Annotated in this window: 10 protein-coding genes; 8 read left to right on the top strand and 2 right to left on the bottom strand. The window is 74.8% G+C overall.

The window, feature by feature from the left end:
* Positions 1 to 58 precede the first annotated feature (58 nt).
* The 3 genes from FHU28_RS03530 to FHU28_RS03520 all read left to right on the top strand — a co-directional run bounded on the left by FHU28_RS03530 (position 59) and on the right by FHU28_RS03520 (position 5,008).
* Positions 59 to 1,876 carry an ABC transporter gene (locus tag FHU28_RS03530; RefSeq protein ID WP_184680800.1) on the top strand — a complete coding sequence of 606 codons (1,818 nt, stop codon included), beginning with the start codon at positions 59 to 61 and terminating at the stop codon, positions 1,874 to 1,876.
* 194 nt (positions 1,877 to 2,070) lie between these two features.
* Positions 2,071 to 3,729, top strand: a complete 1,659-nt coding sequence (locus FHU28_RS03525) for a GTPase (RefSeq protein WP_184689191.1) — start codon at positions 2,071 to 2,073, stop codon at positions 3,727 to 3,729.
* A gap of 52 nt (positions 3,730 to 3,781) precedes the next feature.
* Positions 3,782 to 5,008, top strand: coding sequence for a hypothetical protein (locus tag FHU28_RS03520; protein ID WP_184680797.1), 1,227 nt, complete (start codon positions 3,782 to 3,784; stop codon positions 5,006 to 5,008).
* Here the strand turns inward: FHU28_RS03520 and FHU28_RS03515 are convergent.
* Together FHU28_RS03515 and FHU28_RS03510 are read right to left on the bottom strand one after the other, a co-directional pair.
* A complete protein-coding gene (locus FHU28_RS03515; protein ID WP_184680795.1) occupies positions 5,005 to 5,346 on the bottom strand; it encodes a hypothetical protein in 342 nt (113 codons plus the stop codon). The genes FHU28_RS03520 and FHU28_RS03515 overlap by 4 nt on opposite strands.
* A 294-nt stretch (positions 5,347 to 5,640) precedes the next feature.
* Positions 5,641 to 6,399 carry a hypothetical protein gene (locus tag FHU28_RS03510; RefSeq protein ID WP_184680791.1) on the bottom strand — a complete coding sequence of 253 codons (759 nt, stop codon included), beginning with the start codon at positions 6,397 to 6,399 and terminating at the stop codon, positions 5,641 to 5,643.
* 490 nt (positions 6,400 to 6,889) lie between these two features.
* Here FHU28_RS03510 and pdhA point away from each other — a divergent pair, with 490 nt between their 5' ends.
* The 5 genes from pdhA to FHU28_RS03485 all read left to right on the top strand — a co-directional run bounded on the left by pdhA (position 6,890) and on the right by FHU28_RS03485 (position 14,079).
* Positions 6,890 to 8,068 (top strand): pyruvate dehydrogenase (acetyl-transferring) E1 component subunit alpha, encoded by a 1,179-nt coding sequence (gene pdhA / locus FHU28_RS03505; RefSeq protein WP_184680788.1) that lies wholly within the window; start codon positions 6,890 to 6,892, stop codon positions 8,066 to 8,068.
* On the top strand, positions 8,068 to 9,057 hold the full coding sequence (locus FHU28_RS03500; RefSeq protein WP_184680785.1) for an alpha-ketoacid dehydrogenase subunit beta: 990 nt from the start codon (positions 8,068 to 8,070) through the stop codon (positions 9,055 to 9,057). The genes pdhA and FHU28_RS03500 overlap by 1 nt, the downstream gene beginning before the upstream one ends.
* Positions 9,058 to 9,062: 5 nt before the next feature.
* Positions 9,063 to 10,523 (top strand): dihydrolipoamide acetyltransferase family protein, encoded by a 1,461-nt coding sequence (locus FHU28_RS03495; RefSeq protein WP_184689183.1) that lies wholly within the window; start codon positions 9,063 to 9,065, stop codon positions 10,521 to 10,523.
* 224 nt (positions 10,524 to 10,747) lie between these two features.
* Positions 10,748 to 10,885, top strand: coding sequence for a hypothetical protein (locus tag FHU28_RS03490; protein WP_013283356.1), 138 nt, complete (start codon positions 10,748 to 10,750; stop codon positions 10,883 to 10,885).
* A 347-nt stretch (positions 10,886 to 11,232) separates the two neighbouring features.
* Positions 11,233 to 14,079: an LppU/SCO3897 family protein gene (locus FHU28_RS03485; protein ID WP_184680783.1), complete on the top strand. Its 2,847-nt coding sequence runs from the start codon at positions 11,233 to 11,235 to the stop codon at positions 14,077 to 14,079.
* The last annotated feature ends 95 nt before the right edge of the window (positions 14,080 to 14,174 follow it).

Raw genomic sequence — 14,174 nt, 5'->3', positions numbered from 1 at the left:
CCCGACCGTTACTACTGCCCGGTTGTCTTACCTTGCGTCGGTCGGGCACGCTTTAGCGGTGACGACGCATGGCGATTCCGCCACCAGTGCCGGCGCGCCCGCCGTCGCAGCCCGCACCGGAGCCACCACCGGCGCCGACCAGCCTGCGCAAGCCGCGGAGGGCCTGCCCGCCGCGCTCACCGGCCTGCGGTCGGCGATCGGCACGGCCCGCTTCCCGCTCGCCCTCCCCTCGGCCGAGCCGGCCCGGCACGCCGCCACGAGCCTCACCGACCAGCTCGACGACTACCTGCTTCCCCGCCTGGCCCGGCTCGACGCCCCGCTCCTGGTGGTCGTCGGCGGCTCCACCGGCGCGGGCAAGTCGACGCTCGTCAACAGCCTGGTCCAGGCACGGGTCAGCGCGGCCGGGGTGCTCCGCCCGACCACCCGCTCACCGGTGCTGGTGTGCAGTCCCAGCGACGCGTCCTGGTTCCGACGGGGCGAGCTGCTGCCCGGCCTGACCCGTACCACCGAGCCGAGCGAGCAGCCGGGCACCCTGCACCTGGTCACCGCCCCGGCGCTCCCGCCCGGCCTGGCCTTCCTCGACGCGCCCGACATCGACTCCGTGGTCGACGCCAACCGGGCGCTCGCCGGGCAGCTGCTCGCCGCCGCCGACCTCTGGCTGTTCGTCACCACCGCCGCCCGGTACGCCGACGCCGTCCCCTGGGAGCTGCTGCGCAGCGCCCGCGCCCGGGGCACGGCGGTGGCGATGGTGCTGGACCGGGTACCCCCGGAGGCAGCCGACGAGGTCGCCGCCCACCTGTCCGAGATGCTCGCCGAGCAGGAACTGGGCGCGGCGCCGCTGTTCGTCCTGCCGGAGACCTGGGTGGACGGGCAGGGGCTGCTGCCGGACCGGATCACCGCGCCGCTCAGCGACTGGTTCACCCGGCTCGCCGCCGACGCCGACGCCCGCGCCGCGGTGGTCCGGCAGACGCTCGACGGCGCGCTGGCCGCGCTGCACCCGGTGGTGGAGGCGCTCGCCGAGGCCGCCGACGAGCAGTGCACCGCCGCCGACGCGCTGGACGAGCGGGTACGGGCCGCGTACCGGGGCGCGGAACGGACAGTCGACCAGGGGCTCAGGGACGGCCGGCTGCTGCGCGGCGAGGTTCTGGCCCGCTGGCAGGAGTTCATCGGCACCGGCGAGTTCTTCCGGGGCCTGGAGGCACGGATCGGCCGGCTGCGGGACCGGGTCGTCGCGGCGGTCACCGGGCGGCCCGCGCCCGCCGCGGAACTGCGTACCGCGATCGAGTCGCAGCTCGTCACGCTGCTGCGCGGGGTGGCCGACGAGGCGGCGGAGAACGCGTACACCGGTTGGAAGGCGCACCCGGCCGGCGCGGCGCTGCTGGAGCCGGACCTGGCCCACGCCTCGGCCGACCTGCCGCAGCGGGCCGAGCAGCTGGTCCGCGACTGGCAGCGCGGTGTGCTGGAGCTGGTCCGGGTCGAGGGCGGCGACCGGCGCTTCGTGGCCCGCACTGCGGCGTACGCGGTGAACGCCACCGGCCTCGTCGTCATGATCGGCGTGTTCGCCTCCACCGCGTTCATCCCCACCGGGCTGGAGGTCGCGGCCGGCACCGGCACCGCGGTCGCCGGGCAGACAGTGCTCCAGGCGATCTTCGGCGACCAGGCGGTGCGGAACCTGTCCCGCAAGGCCCGCGTCGACCTGCTCGACCGGGTCGGCAAGCTGATGGCCGAGGAGGCCGAGCGCTTCCTGGCCCGCACCGAGGCCGAACGCCCGGCCGACAACGCCGGCGCGGCGCTGCGCTGGGCCGCTCTGGAGGTCGAGCGGGCCCGGCACCGCAGCGGCCTGTTCCCGGCCACCGAGCAGGGCGGTCGCCCGTGAGCGCGAGGAGTGAGCCGGTCCTGCGAGCCCCGCAGCCGCGAGCAAGGAAGGCACCGTGAGCGCGAGGAGTGAGCCGGTCCTGCGAGCCCCGCAGCCGCGAGCAAGGAAGGCACCGTGAGCGCGAGGAGTGAGCCGGTCCTGCGAGCCCCGCAGTCACGAACGAGGAAGGCACCGTGAGCAACGTCGTCGGACGGATGCGTGACGCGCTGCGCAGCGAGCAGCGGGTCGACCCGGACGTGCTGATCGAGCGCCTCCAGGCGATCCAGCGGTTCCTGAGCGCGGTGGACGGTGACGTGCCCGACGCCCAGTTGGTCGCCGCACACACGGTGGTCGAGCGGGCCGGTGACCGGCTCGCCCTCTCCGGGCGGCACACGGTGGTGGCGCTGGCCGGCGCGACCGGCAGCGGCAAGTCGAGCCTGTTCAACTCGCTGGCCCGGCTCGACCTCTCCCCGGTCGGGGTGCGCCGGCCGACCACCGGCGTCGCGCACGCCTGCGTGTGGGGTCCGCTGGACGGCGCGGTCCGGCTGCTCGACTGGATCGGCGTGCTGCCCCGGCACCGGTTCGTCCGGGAGAGCCCGCTGGACGGCGACGACGAGTCGATGCTGCACGGCCTCGTCCTGCTCGACCTGCCCGACTTCGACTCGGTGCAGCACGGCCACCGGCTGGAGGTGGACCGTCTGCTGGGCCTGGTCGACCTGGTGGTCTGGGTGGTCGACCCACAGAAATACGCGGACCGCGTGATCCACACCAGCTACCTGCGCGAATTCCACAGGCACAAGGACGTCACGGTCGTGGTGCTCAACCAGGCCGACCGGCTGCACCCGACCGAGCTGCCCAAGGTCCTCGACGACCTGCGCCGGCTGCTCGACGAGGACGGGCTGGGCGGGGTGCCGTTGCTGCCGACGGTAGCGGTGGACCCAAACGGGCTCAGCGGCCTGCGGGCCGAGCTGGAGCGTACGGTCGCCGAACGGCAGGCCGCCCTGCGCCGGCTCTCCGGCGACGTGGACGCCGTGGTGGCCGATCTCGAACCGCTCGTCGGGCCGGAACCGCCGAGCACCAGGCCCGGTGACGCCTCGGCGCAGGAGCTGACCCGGGCGCTGGCCGGGGCGGCCGGGGTGCCGACTGTGGCTCAGGCGGTCGAGGGTGCGTACCGGCACCGGGCCGTCAGCAACACCGGCTGGCCGCTGCTGCGGAGCTGGCGCAAGCTGCGACCGGACCCGCTGCGCCGGTTGCACCTGCCCGGGCGGGACCCGGACGCGCCGGGGGAGAGCCTGGTCGCGGCCACCTCCGTACCCGATCCGACGGCCGCGCAGCGCTCGTCGCTGACGCTGGCGATCCGCGCGGTGGCCGACCGGCACGGCGCCGGTCTGCCGACGCCGTGGCCGGCCGCGGTGACCGCCGCGGCCCGGTCCCGGCAGGCCGACCTGCCGGGCGCGCTCGACCACGCGGTCGCCGCGACCGACCTGGGCATGGACCGCCGGCCGGCCTGGTGGCGGGTGGTCGGCGTGCTCCAGTGGGTGGTCACCCTCACCGCGCTGGCCGGCCTGCTCTGGCTGCTCCTCGGGTACGCGGTGCGCCTGCTCGGCCTGCCGCCGCTGGAACACCCGACGCTCGGCGTGGTGCCATGGCCCACCGTCCTGCTGCTCGGTGGCCTGCTGGCCGGGCTGCTGATCGCGGCGCTGACCCGGCCGGTGGTCGGATGGGCGGCCCGGCGGGCCCGGGCGCGGGCCGAGCGACGCCTGCTCACCTCGGTGGGCAGCGTCGGCGAGAAGTACGTGCTGGACCCGGTGTGGGCGGTGCTGACCCGCTACGGCACGGGCCGGGACGCGCTGCGCGAGGCCGGGCGGCGCTGAACCCGGCGTGCTGACCGGTGTGGGGGCGGCTCGCGCGGCGTAGGGTCGATGCATGGCCACGCCACAGACCCCCTACGACGCGGTGCTGCACGCCGCGCGCGACGTGACGAGGCTCGACTCGGCCCTGGACGCGGAGATGCTCGGCGCCGCGTTGCTGGGCAGCGTCTACGCCGTCGCGGAACACGACCGGGAACAGGCCGTCCGCGAGTTCGTCACCGGCTTCCTCGCCGCCACGTCCCGGCGGCGCAGCGCCGCCGCGACCACCCTGCGCGCCGTCTTCGCCGCCCTGGTGCCCGACGCCGAGGGCGCCGCCCGGGTCCGACCCGGCGCGTACGCCCCGACGTGGACCGCCCAGCTCGGCCGGGTGCACGTCACGGGCGCCTGGGCGTACGGCGACGTGTACGGCGACCAGACGTCCTACCTCGCCACGTTCGCCTACGACGACGAGGAGCAGGGCGGGCCGGAGCACGCGCTGGTGGCGCTGGTCGACCACAACATCGGCATCACCAAGGACGTCTTCGTCGGCGGCCCGGCGGCCCGGATCGTGGAGCAGGCCCGGGAGATCTGCACCGAGGACGAGTTCACCTGGTTCCGTACCGAGGACCCGGCCCGGATGCACGCCGAGGTGAGCCGCCACCTGGCGGTCACCGACGATCTCACCGAGCTGCCCGCGCAGGGCTCACTGGCCACCGACCGGGCGCTCGTGGGCGCGCGGCTGGCCGTACTGCCCGGGCCGACCCCGCCGGCCGGGCCGGCTGTCGTGCCGCCGCCCACCGACGAGGAGCGCACCCGTCTGGTACGCGCGTTCCTCGACTCGCCCGAGGCGGCCCGGTTCGGCCTGCCCGAGGTGGCCGACGGCGAGCTGGCCTCGCTGCACTTCTGCCTCGGCCTGCTGCTCGACCACGCGGCCAGCTTCCCGGACGCCGACCCGATGCGGTGGAGCCCGATGGTCGCCGAGCTGTTCCTGCTCGACTGGGTGCACCGGCGGGCCGTGCTGGACATGGACGACGCGGCCATGCTGCCCCGGGTGCTGCGCGCCTGGGCGGCGTACGCGGCCCGGCAGCGCGGGCTGTCGCAGCCGGCCGCCGCCCGGACGGACGAGGCGATCACCGAGATGGTCCCGGAGTTCGCGCGGCTCTACAGCACCGGCGAGCGGCGCAGTCCGGCTACCGCGGCGGTGGCCCAGCTCATGGCGGACGGCGTGGATCCGGACGACCCGGAGGCGCTCAACGCCTGGATCGAGGCGAACCGCCACCGCCTGACCGACGACCCGGCCTAGGCAGTCGCGCCCGCATGATCGCCGCCACCTCGCCGCCACCTCGGCGAGGTGGCGTGGTCGCAACCGGTCTGATCCAGCCACTTCGCCGAAGTGGTGTCGATCATGCAGGCTGGCCGGATCACCCCGCCCGACGTGAGGGCATGCCCCCGGACCGCGTTGATCCACCACTTCCCCGAAGTGGCTGCCTCAAGCCGGCCGTGACCACACCACCACGCCGTAATGGTGTCGATCATGCGCCTGCCCTGTCCGGCCTCCCCCTCGTTGATCCACCATCTCGGGGAGGTGGCGGCATCGGGCCCGCCGGAACCGCACCACCACGGCGTAATGGCGTCGATCATGTGGTCTGCGCGCTCCGGACCACCCCGCCGCAATGGCAGGGGCATGTCCCGGGAAGACCCACAACCTCGTTGATCGACACCATCTCGGCGAAGTGGCTGTATCGGGCCGGTCGGGACTGCACCACTACGCCGGGGTGGTGTCGATCATGAGGGGTGCGGGCGCGAGACCGCGCTCCCTAACGGCCGGCGAGTGACGTCGGCTCGGCGGTGGAACCGGACGAGGTGGCCTACGGCTCGGACGGAGCCGACGGGCTGGCGTCGGAAGTAGCGGAGGTGGCGGGGCCCGGCAGGACCCTACGACTCGGCGGGACCCGACGGCTCGGAGGTAGCGGAGGTGGCGGACGGCTCGGCGGGACCGGACGGATCGGCAGGACCCGACGGATCGGCAGGACCCGACGGCTCGGCGGGACCGGACGTACCCGATGGGCCGGACGGCTCGGACGAACCCGTCGAGGGCGTCGGCTCGACGGACGTGGCGGACGGCTCAGGGCTGGGGCTCGGCTCGGGCGTCGGCGTACCCGGGTCGGACGGCGAGTGCGACGGTGACGGCGACGGCACCGGGGACGGGCGCGGCGGCCGGACCGGGGTGGGCCGGACCGGCGTGGCCGGTGGCCGCGGCGCGGCCACCGGCCGGGAGCGGTGGCGGGCGGCCAGGTCGCTGTCGTCGGGCAGGCTCGGCGCGGCCGGGAGCACCGGCCGCGCCGGGGGTACGGAGGTGACGTCGACCGCGGGCGTGGGCGTGGACGGCACGGCGGGCTGGGTCGCCTGGGGCACCGGGATGACCACCGGCCCGACCGAGGGCGTCGGGAGGAACGGGGTGCTGGTGTCGGGGAGCGCGCTGTTGCCCACGGTCGCCGATCCGGTGCTGACCGCGGCGAGGATCGGCATCGACGCGGTGCCGGCGAGCAGCGCCACGGTGAGCAGGTAGCCCCGGCTGGGTCCACCCGCCCCGGGGGCGCGGTGCGCGCCGATCACCCGGCGGTACGGGGAGGCGGGCAGCGCCCGGTGGCGGCCGAGGAAGGGCGTGCCGGGGGGACCCTCTGGTTCGGACACCGGCACACTCCTCACGCGCGGACGGGGACGGGGAGAGCCCGCGCGGATATCGGACAAATGCCGCGCAAAAGCTCATTGCAAGCTTGACCCAGTGACGTTCAGTTCACCAGTCGCAACCGCGTGTCGACACACATTTTGTACGTCAGCCGATCGCACCACTGGCGACAAAGACGGCTATCCGTCATGAACCAGATGGAACCTCGCTCGTGGGGGAGGCCATACTGTGGGCCCGCTCACCTCCTCTGCAATCATTCAGGCACGACGGCAACGCAGCCGCCACCTCCGCGTACCCCGCGGCTGGTGCGGAACGACGCCGGCGCTCCCGGGCCTGGGTCCGTCCGCGACGGATCCCGGGCTCACGCCGCGCGGCAACCCCCACCGGGGTCAGGCGCGGTCGCCAGGGACCGGCCCGGCATCAGCCGGGGCGGGCGCACGAGGTGCGCGGCTCGGGTAACCCCCGGTGCCGGCGCAGACAGACAGGGAGAGACGGATGGCAAAGGGCGACCCCGGGGCCGCCGCCCGCAGCAAGCGGGCCGCACCCCGCACCAGGCGCGCCGCCGCGGCCGGTGAACCGGAACTCGTACAGCTGCTCACGCCGGAAGGTGAGCGGATCGAGACCGCGCTCGGCCCGGACGGGACCGAGTACCGCGTCGACTTCACCGACGAGGAGTACCGCGGGCTCTACCGCGATCTCGTCCTGGTGCGCAAGCTCGACGCCGAGGCCACCGCCCTGCAGCGCCAGGGCGAACTGGGCCTGTGGGCCAGCCTGCTGGGTCAGGAGGCGGCGCAGGTCGGCTCCGGCCGGGCGCTGCGTACCCAGGACATGGCCTTCCCGACCTACCGTGAGCACGGCGTGCTCTACTGCCGTGGCATCGACCCGATCATGCCGCTGGGCCTGTTCCGCGGCGTCGACCAGGGCGGCTGGGACCCGAACGAGTTCAAGTTCAACATGTACACGATCGTGATCGGGGCGCAGACCCTGCACGCGACCGGGTACGCCATGGGTGTCGCCATGGACGGCAAGACCGGCGGCGAGGACGGCGAGGCGGTCATCGCCTACTTCGGCGACGGCGCCACCAGCCAGGGCGACGTCAACGAGTCGTTCGTCTGGGCCAGCGTCTTCAACGCCCCGCTCGTGTTCTTCTGCCAGAACAACCAGTACGCCATCTCCGAGCCGCTGGAGCGGCAGACCCGCGTCCCGCTGTACCGCCGGGCCGGCGGGTTCGGCTTCCCCGGCGTCCGGGTGGACGGCAACGACGTGCTCGCGTCGTACGCGGTGACCCGGCACGCGCTGGACAACGCGCGCAACGGCCAGGGCCCGAGCCTGATCGAGGCGTACACCTACCGGATGGGCGCGCACACCACCTCCGACGACCCGACCCGCTACCGCATCGCCAGCGAGGTCGAGGCGTGGCAGGCCAAGGATCCGATCGCCCGGATGAAGGCGTTCCTGACCAAGCAGAAGATCGCCGACGAGTCGTTCTTCACCGAGGTCGACGAGCAGGCCCGCACCGAGTCGGTGCACCTGCGTGAGCGCGTGCTCGCGATGCCCGACCCGCAGCCGGTCAGCATGTTCGACCACGTCTACCCCAACGGGTCTCCCGAGCTGGACGAGCAGCGGGCCCGGTTCTCGCAGTACATGGAGTCGTTCGAGGGGAGCGCCCACTGATGGCCACGGAGACGCTCACCCTCGGCAAGGCGCTCAACACCGGCCTGCGGCGGGCCCTGGAGAACGACCCCAAGGTCGTCATCATGGGCGAGGACGTCGGCAAGCTCGGCGGCGTGTTCCGGATCACCGACGGCCTCCAGAAGGACTTCGGCGACCAGCGCGTGATCGACACCCCGCTGGCCGAGTCCGGCATCATCGGCACCGCTGTCGGCCTGGCCATCCGTGGCTTCCGGCCGGTCTGCGAGATCCAGTTCGACGGCTTCGTCTACCCCGCGTACGACCAGATCGTGTCGCAGGTGGCGAAGATGCACTACCGCTCGCAGGGCAAGGTGCGGATCCCGATGGTCATCCGCATCCCGTTCGGCGGCGGCATCGGCGCTGTCGAGCACCACTCCGAGTCGCCCGAGGCGTACTTCGCGCACACCGCCGGTCTCAAGGTGGTGAGCTGCGCGAACCCGCAGGACGCGTACGTGATGATCCAGCAGGCGATCGCCTCGGACGACCCGATCGTGTTCCTGGAGCCGAAGCGGCGCTACTGGGAGAAGGGTCCGGTGGACCTGGAGGCGCCGATCGCCGACGCGTACCCGCTGCACTCGGCCCGGGTCGTGCGGCCCGGCACGGACGCGACGGTGCTGGCGTACGGCCCGATGGTGCGCACCGCGCTCGACGCGGCCACCGCCGCCGCCGAGGACGGCCGCGAGCTGGAGGTCATCGACCTGCGGACGCTCTCGCCGCTGGACCTGACCGCCGTGTACGAGTCGGTGCGGCGCACCGGCCGCTGCGTGGTCGTGCACGAGGCCCCGGGCAACCTGGGTCTCGGGTCGGAGATCGCGGCCCGGATCACCGAGGAGTGCTTCTACTCCCTGGAGTCCCCGGTGCTGCGGGTGACCGGCTTCGACACGCCCTACCCGGCCGCCCGGGTGGAGGAGGAGTACCTGCCCGACCTGGACCGGGTGCTCGACGCCGTCGACCGCACCTTCGGTTGGTGAGCGGCATGTCCCGGATCAAGGAGTTCAACCTTCCCGACCTGGGCGAGGGCCTGACCGAGGGCGAGATCCTCGCCTGGCTGGTCAAGGTCGGCGACGACATCGAGCTGAACCAGCCGATCGTCGAGGTGGAGACCGCGAAGGCGGCGGTCGAGATCCCGGCGAAGTGGGCCGGCCGGGTGCAGGCGATCTTCCACCCGGAGGGGTCCACTGTCGAGGTGGGCGTGCCGATCATCGCGATCGACACCGACCCGGGCGCCGGGCCGATCGAGGAGTCGACGACCGCGACCCCGGCGTCGGAGCTGCCCACGCCGTCGGCCGCGTCGCTGGCAGCGGTCCAGGTCGCGCCCGCCGAGGGCATGGTCGAGCCGGGTCTGATCGGTGGTGTCGCCCCGGGTGGGCGCACCGCGGTGCTCGTCGGCTACGGCCCGCGCAACGCGCCGGCCAAGCGCCGCCCGCGCAAGGGTGACGCGCCGGCCGGGGCACCGGCTCAGGCCGCTGCCCCGGTGGCACCCGCGCCGGTCGCTCCCGCGCCGGCGACCGCTCCGACAGTGAACGGCAACGGCCGGGTCACCGGTCCGGTGCTGGCCAAGCCGCCGGTCCGCAAGCTGGCGAAGGACCTGGGCATCGACCTGGCCACGCTGACCGGCTCGGGTCCGCTCGGCTCGATCACCCGCGAGGACGTACAGCGGGCGGCGACCGCGACCCCGGCGGCGGCCGAGCCGCAGTCGGTCGCGGCGCCGGCCATGTCGGCCGCGAGCTTCGGCGCGGACCGCGAGCAGCGCATCCCGGTCAAGGGGGTACGCAAGCTCACCGCGGAGAACATGGCCCGCTCGGCGTTCACCGCCCCGCACGTGACGGAGTTCCTGACCGTCGACGTGACCCGGGCGATGAAGGCGCTGGACCGGCTCCGCGACCGGCGCGAGTGGCGCGACGTCCGGGTCTCGCCGCTGCTGCTGGTCGCCAAGGCGGTGCTGCTGGCCGTCAAGCGGCACCCGATGGTCAACTCGACCTGGGCCGGCGACGAGATCGTGGTGAAGGAGTACGTCAACCTCGGCATCGCGGCGGCCACCGAGCGTGGCCTGATCGTGCCGAACATCAAGGACGCCGGGCGGCTCTCGCTGCGCGAGCTGGCGGACGCGATGACCGACCTGGTGCAGACCGCGAAGTCGGGTAAGACGTCCCCGGCGGACATGTCCGGCGGCACGCTCACCATCACCAACGTCGGCGTCTTCGGCGTCGACACCGGTACGCCGATCCTGCCCCCGGGCGAGTCGGCGATCCTCGCCTTCGGCGCGGTACGGGAGCAGCCGTGGGTGCACAAGGGCAAGGTGAAGCCGCGCCTGGTGACCACGCTCGGCCTCTCCTTCGACCACCGCATCATCGACGGTGAGCTGGGCTCGAAGTTCCTCCGCGACATCGGGGAGTTCCTCGCCGACCCGGAGGCGGCGCTGCTCGCCTGGACGTGACGTACCACCGCTCCGGTCACGGCCGGTGTGCCACGGGTGAGCGCCCGGCACACCGGCCGTGACCGTTTTGGGAACCGAATCATAGGATCGAAGCCGCTCTGGACCTACGATCCTTAGGCACGTGGCTCAGCTCACCTAATAATCGATGGCGATCGGCGGCCCGATGCGCTTAAATAGAGACATCAAGGGGCTGACAACCGAATAGCCAGGAGGAGAGACCCAAGATGAGCATGATCGAGCGAATCCGCACCCGCCGCGACGCCAACCGCCGGGCCCGTGCCATCGAGCACGCCCTGCGCTCCGCGAACTCGCCCGCGGTCCGCGAGGAGCTTCTCGCCATCGCCCAGCGTCACATGAGCTGACGCCACAGACCTTTCTCACCTCCTCCAGTCCGAAGACCCGCCCGACACCGGGCGGGTCTTCGGCGTATCGGCATCGGTCGGCACCGGGATTCCACCTCGCCGCAGCGCCCGGTACGGTTGGCACGGTCGCCAACCGGTGGTTCCGGGCCGACGCGAGCAAGTGACACTCATCGACGTCGTCCGGTGACTTTCGGTGACGGCCGATGCTCCCCCGGGCGGCTCCGGGCAACCACCGGATACGGTGCGGGGAGCCCGCACGGCCGGTACCCGCCGGCGACGCCGGCAACCATGCCGACGGTTCCCCCGACCGGCATCGGCGGCCGACCTGTGATGGAGGAGGCGCACCCATGACGTCCGAGGCTCCGCACCGCCCCGGCCAGGAGCCGGGCGAGGTGTCGCCGGGCACCGGCGGACCGGTGCCGTACGGCGATCAGCCGGCGCAGCAGGACAACGGGTACAACGGCGCGCCCGACCTCGGCTGGGCACCGCCCCCGCCGGCCGGTCGGCCCGCGCAACCGGCCTGGGCCGCGAACGACGAACAGCCACCCCCGTGGGCCCCGCCCGCGGGCCAGCCGGTGACCGGCCGGGCCACCGCCCAGGTCCCACCGCCCGCCGAGCGCGGGCAGCAGCCCGCCTGGGGCGGCACCGACCAGGGCACCCCCGCCTGGGCCGGCCCCGGCCAGGGCAGCCCCGCGTGGGGCGCACCCGAGCAGCCCCGCCCGGACCGCTCCGCCGACCCGGCGCCGCCCGCCTGGGCCGCCACGCCGCCGGGCAGCCCTGCCGAGCCGACGGCGCCGGCCTGGGCCGCGGAGCAGAACCGCCAGGGGTGGGGCTCCGGCGAGCAGCCGGTCCGGTCGCCGTCCGGCGACCCGGCCGCTCGCGGCACCGGTTACGTCCCCGCCCCGGCCACCGTGCCGAACGAGACCTGGGTCACGCCCGCCCCGCCGGACGACCCGCACCGCTCCGGCGGCTTCGCGCCCACCGGCGGGCAGCACGACGACGCCCCGGGACACGCCGGTGGCTGGCCCCCCGCCGCCGCGCCGCCGGACGACCCGAACCGCTCCGGCGGCTGGAACCCGCGTGACGAGCAGCCCGCCGCGGCCGACGACCCCGGCCGCTCCGGCGGCTGGACGCCGCGCGAGAGCCAGCCGGCCTGGGCGCCCCCGGGTCAGCAGACCGGCGCCACCTGGCCGCCGGCCGATCCGCCCGCCCGGGCCGCCGCCGCGGTCTCGGTGCCCGGCGCCACCCGGCCGGACACTCCGTGGTCCACTCCGGAGCAGTCCGATCAGGACAACCGCTCCGCCGCTCCCGAGGACGACCCGCACCGCTCCGGCGGCTGGCGTCCGACGGGAGGACCGCAGCACGACGAGGGGCACCGCTCCGGCGGCTGGCCCGCCCCGCAGCCCGAGAACCGCGCAGGTGGCTGGGACGAGCCTGTCCGCCCTGACGACCCGGACCGTTCCGGTGGCTGGGCCGCGGGCCGCGCCGCCAACCCGGCCGAGGCGGCGCAGCCGGGCGGCTGGGGCGAGCCGGACCAGGGCCGGCAGCCCGGCGGCTGGGGTGCCGCCGCCGTACCGCAGCAGCGTGACTCCGAGGAGCAGGCCGGCGCCTGGAGCGGCGCCGCGTCCGTGCCGCAGCGTCAGGAGACCGGGCGGCCGGCGGAGGAGCCGGCACAGCCCGGCTGGGGCGCCGCCGCACCGGCCGAGGCGCCGGCAGCCCGCGCGAGCGTCTCCGTACCGGCTCCCGACGCGCCCACCGGCTGGGGCGGCAACCAGGACGACCGCCCGGCCGTACCGGCCGCCGAGCCGTGGTCGCCCGCCGAGGCGTGGGGCCGCTCCGAGGACTCCGCGCCGGCGTACCAGCCCGCTCCCGCGCCGGGCATCTCGCCGGGCAACGCCGTGCCGCTGCCCGCACAGCAGCAGCGGGTGCCCGGTGCCTCGCTTGCCGCGTCGTCGCCCGCCGACCACCCGCCCGCGCCGGCCGAACCCCAGGGGTACGAGCCGGAGCGCGGCGACGGCGCGTGGGGCGCGTCCCGCCCCGGCAACGACGAGCCGCAGTCGGCGTCCGTGCCCGGCCCGCGTACCTCCCCGGAGGGCGGCCCGGTCTCGGCCAGCGCGTCGGTCCCGGTGACCAGCCGGGTCACCCCGCCGTCCGACCAGCCCTTGCCGACCGGCACCCCGGCGCCGCAGCCCCGGGTGTACGGCCGGCCGGCCCGCCCGGAGCCCGAGGACGCGCCCGAGCGGGACGGGCACGGCTTCCCCGACCAGGACGGGCCGTCCGGATTCGGCCCGGACAACGGCTTCCCCGGCCCGCAGTCACGTGCCGAGGACGCCGACGGGCCGCACGGGTACGCCGCCGTGCCGCCGTCGTCGCCGGCCGCGCCGCCGCCGTTCCCGGCCGGTGTGCCGTCCTTCATGGACCCGCCCGCGAACACCCGCCCCGCCAACGGGGTGCACCCGGGCGGCGAGCAGCCCGGCGCGGTCCGGGACCCGTTCGACGGCCCGCAGAGCCCGTACGGCACCCCGGGCGGTCACCAGGACCCGTTCGGCCCGCCGGGCGGCCGCCAGGACCCGTTCGGTTCTCCCGGCGGCCACCAGGATCCATTCGGTTCTCCCGGCGGCCACCAGGCGTTCGGCAGCCCGGCCGGCCGTCCCGAGCCGTTCGGCGGCCAGCCGGACCAGTTCGGCCCGTCGGCCGGTGGGCGCGCCTCCGTCGCAGTGCCCGGCCAGGGCCGGCCGGGAGACACGAGCCCGTTCCCGGCGCCGCAGCAGGCCCCGCCGGCCTGGTCGCAGGACGGACCGTCCGGTGAGCCGGAGCAGGGCCGGTTCGACGCGTTCAAGCCGGACGCCGCCGAGCCGCAGACCGAGGCGCCCCCGCCGAAGGTACGCAACGGACGGGTGCTGGCCGCGGTGCTGATCGCGGCGGTGCTCATCCTCGCCGTACCGCTCGGTCTGCTCACGCTGCTCGGCAAGGTCGGCGACGACAAGCCGGCGGGCTTCGACCCGGCGGTCGGCTCCTGCGTCAAGCAGTCCGGCGAGACCGCCGTGGCCGCCGACTGCGGGGAGCAGGGCGCGTTCAGCGTGGTGTCGAAGGTGGACAACAAGGACAAGTGCGCCGATCTGACGCAGCCAACGGTCTCCGTCGACAGCGGCGGTACCACCCGGGTGCTCTGCCTGAAGCCCGCCGGCCAGTAACCGCACGTACGCCGGAGCGTCCACCCCTCGCCGGGGTGGGCGCTCCGCGCCGTTTCGGTGTGCGTCTGTTCACCCCGGGATCGCCGGGAGCGCGC

This window comes from Micromonospora echinospora (assembly GCF_014203425.1).
GTDB lineage: Bacteria > Actinomycetota > Actinomycetes > Mycobacteriales > Micromonosporaceae > Micromonospora > Micromonospora echinospora_A.
Note: the sequence above shows the minus strand (reverse complement) of the source record. Positions and strands in the feature narration are given on the sequence as shown.

Bases quoted from the DNA above. Each gene is read 5' to 3' on its own strand.
- FHU28_RS03525 (WP_184689191.1), top strand. From the start codon at position 2,071: ATGCGTGACGCGCTGCGCAGCGAGCAGCGGGTCGACCCGGACGTGCTG.
- FHU28_RS03520 (WP_184680797.1), top strand. From the start codon at position 3,782: ATGGCCACGCCACAGACCCCCTACGACGCGGTGCTGCACGCCGCGCGC.
- FHU28_RS03515 (WP_184680795.1), bottom strand. From the start codon at position 5,346: ATGATCGACGCCATTACGCCGTGGTGGTGCGGTTCCGGCGGGCCCGAT.
- pdhA (WP_184680788.1), top strand. From the start codon at position 6,890: ATGGCAAAGGGCGACCCCGGGGCCGCCGCCCGCAGCAAGCGGGCCGCA.
- FHU28_RS03500 (WP_184680785.1), top strand. From the start codon at position 8,068: ATGGCCACGGAGACGCTCACCCTCGGCAAGGCGCTCAACACCGGCCTG.
- FHU28_RS03495 (WP_184689183.1), top strand. From the start codon at position 9,063: ATGTCCCGGATCAAGGAGTTCAACCTTCCCGACCTGGGCGAGGGCCTG.
- FHU28_RS03490 (WP_013283356.1), top strand. From the start codon at position 10,748: ATGAGCATGATCGAGCGAATCCGCACCCGCCGCGACGCCAACCGCCGG.
- FHU28_RS03485 (WP_184680783.1), top strand. From the start codon at position 11,233: ATGACGTCCGAGGCTCCGCACCGCCCCGGCCAGGAGCCGGGCGAGGTG.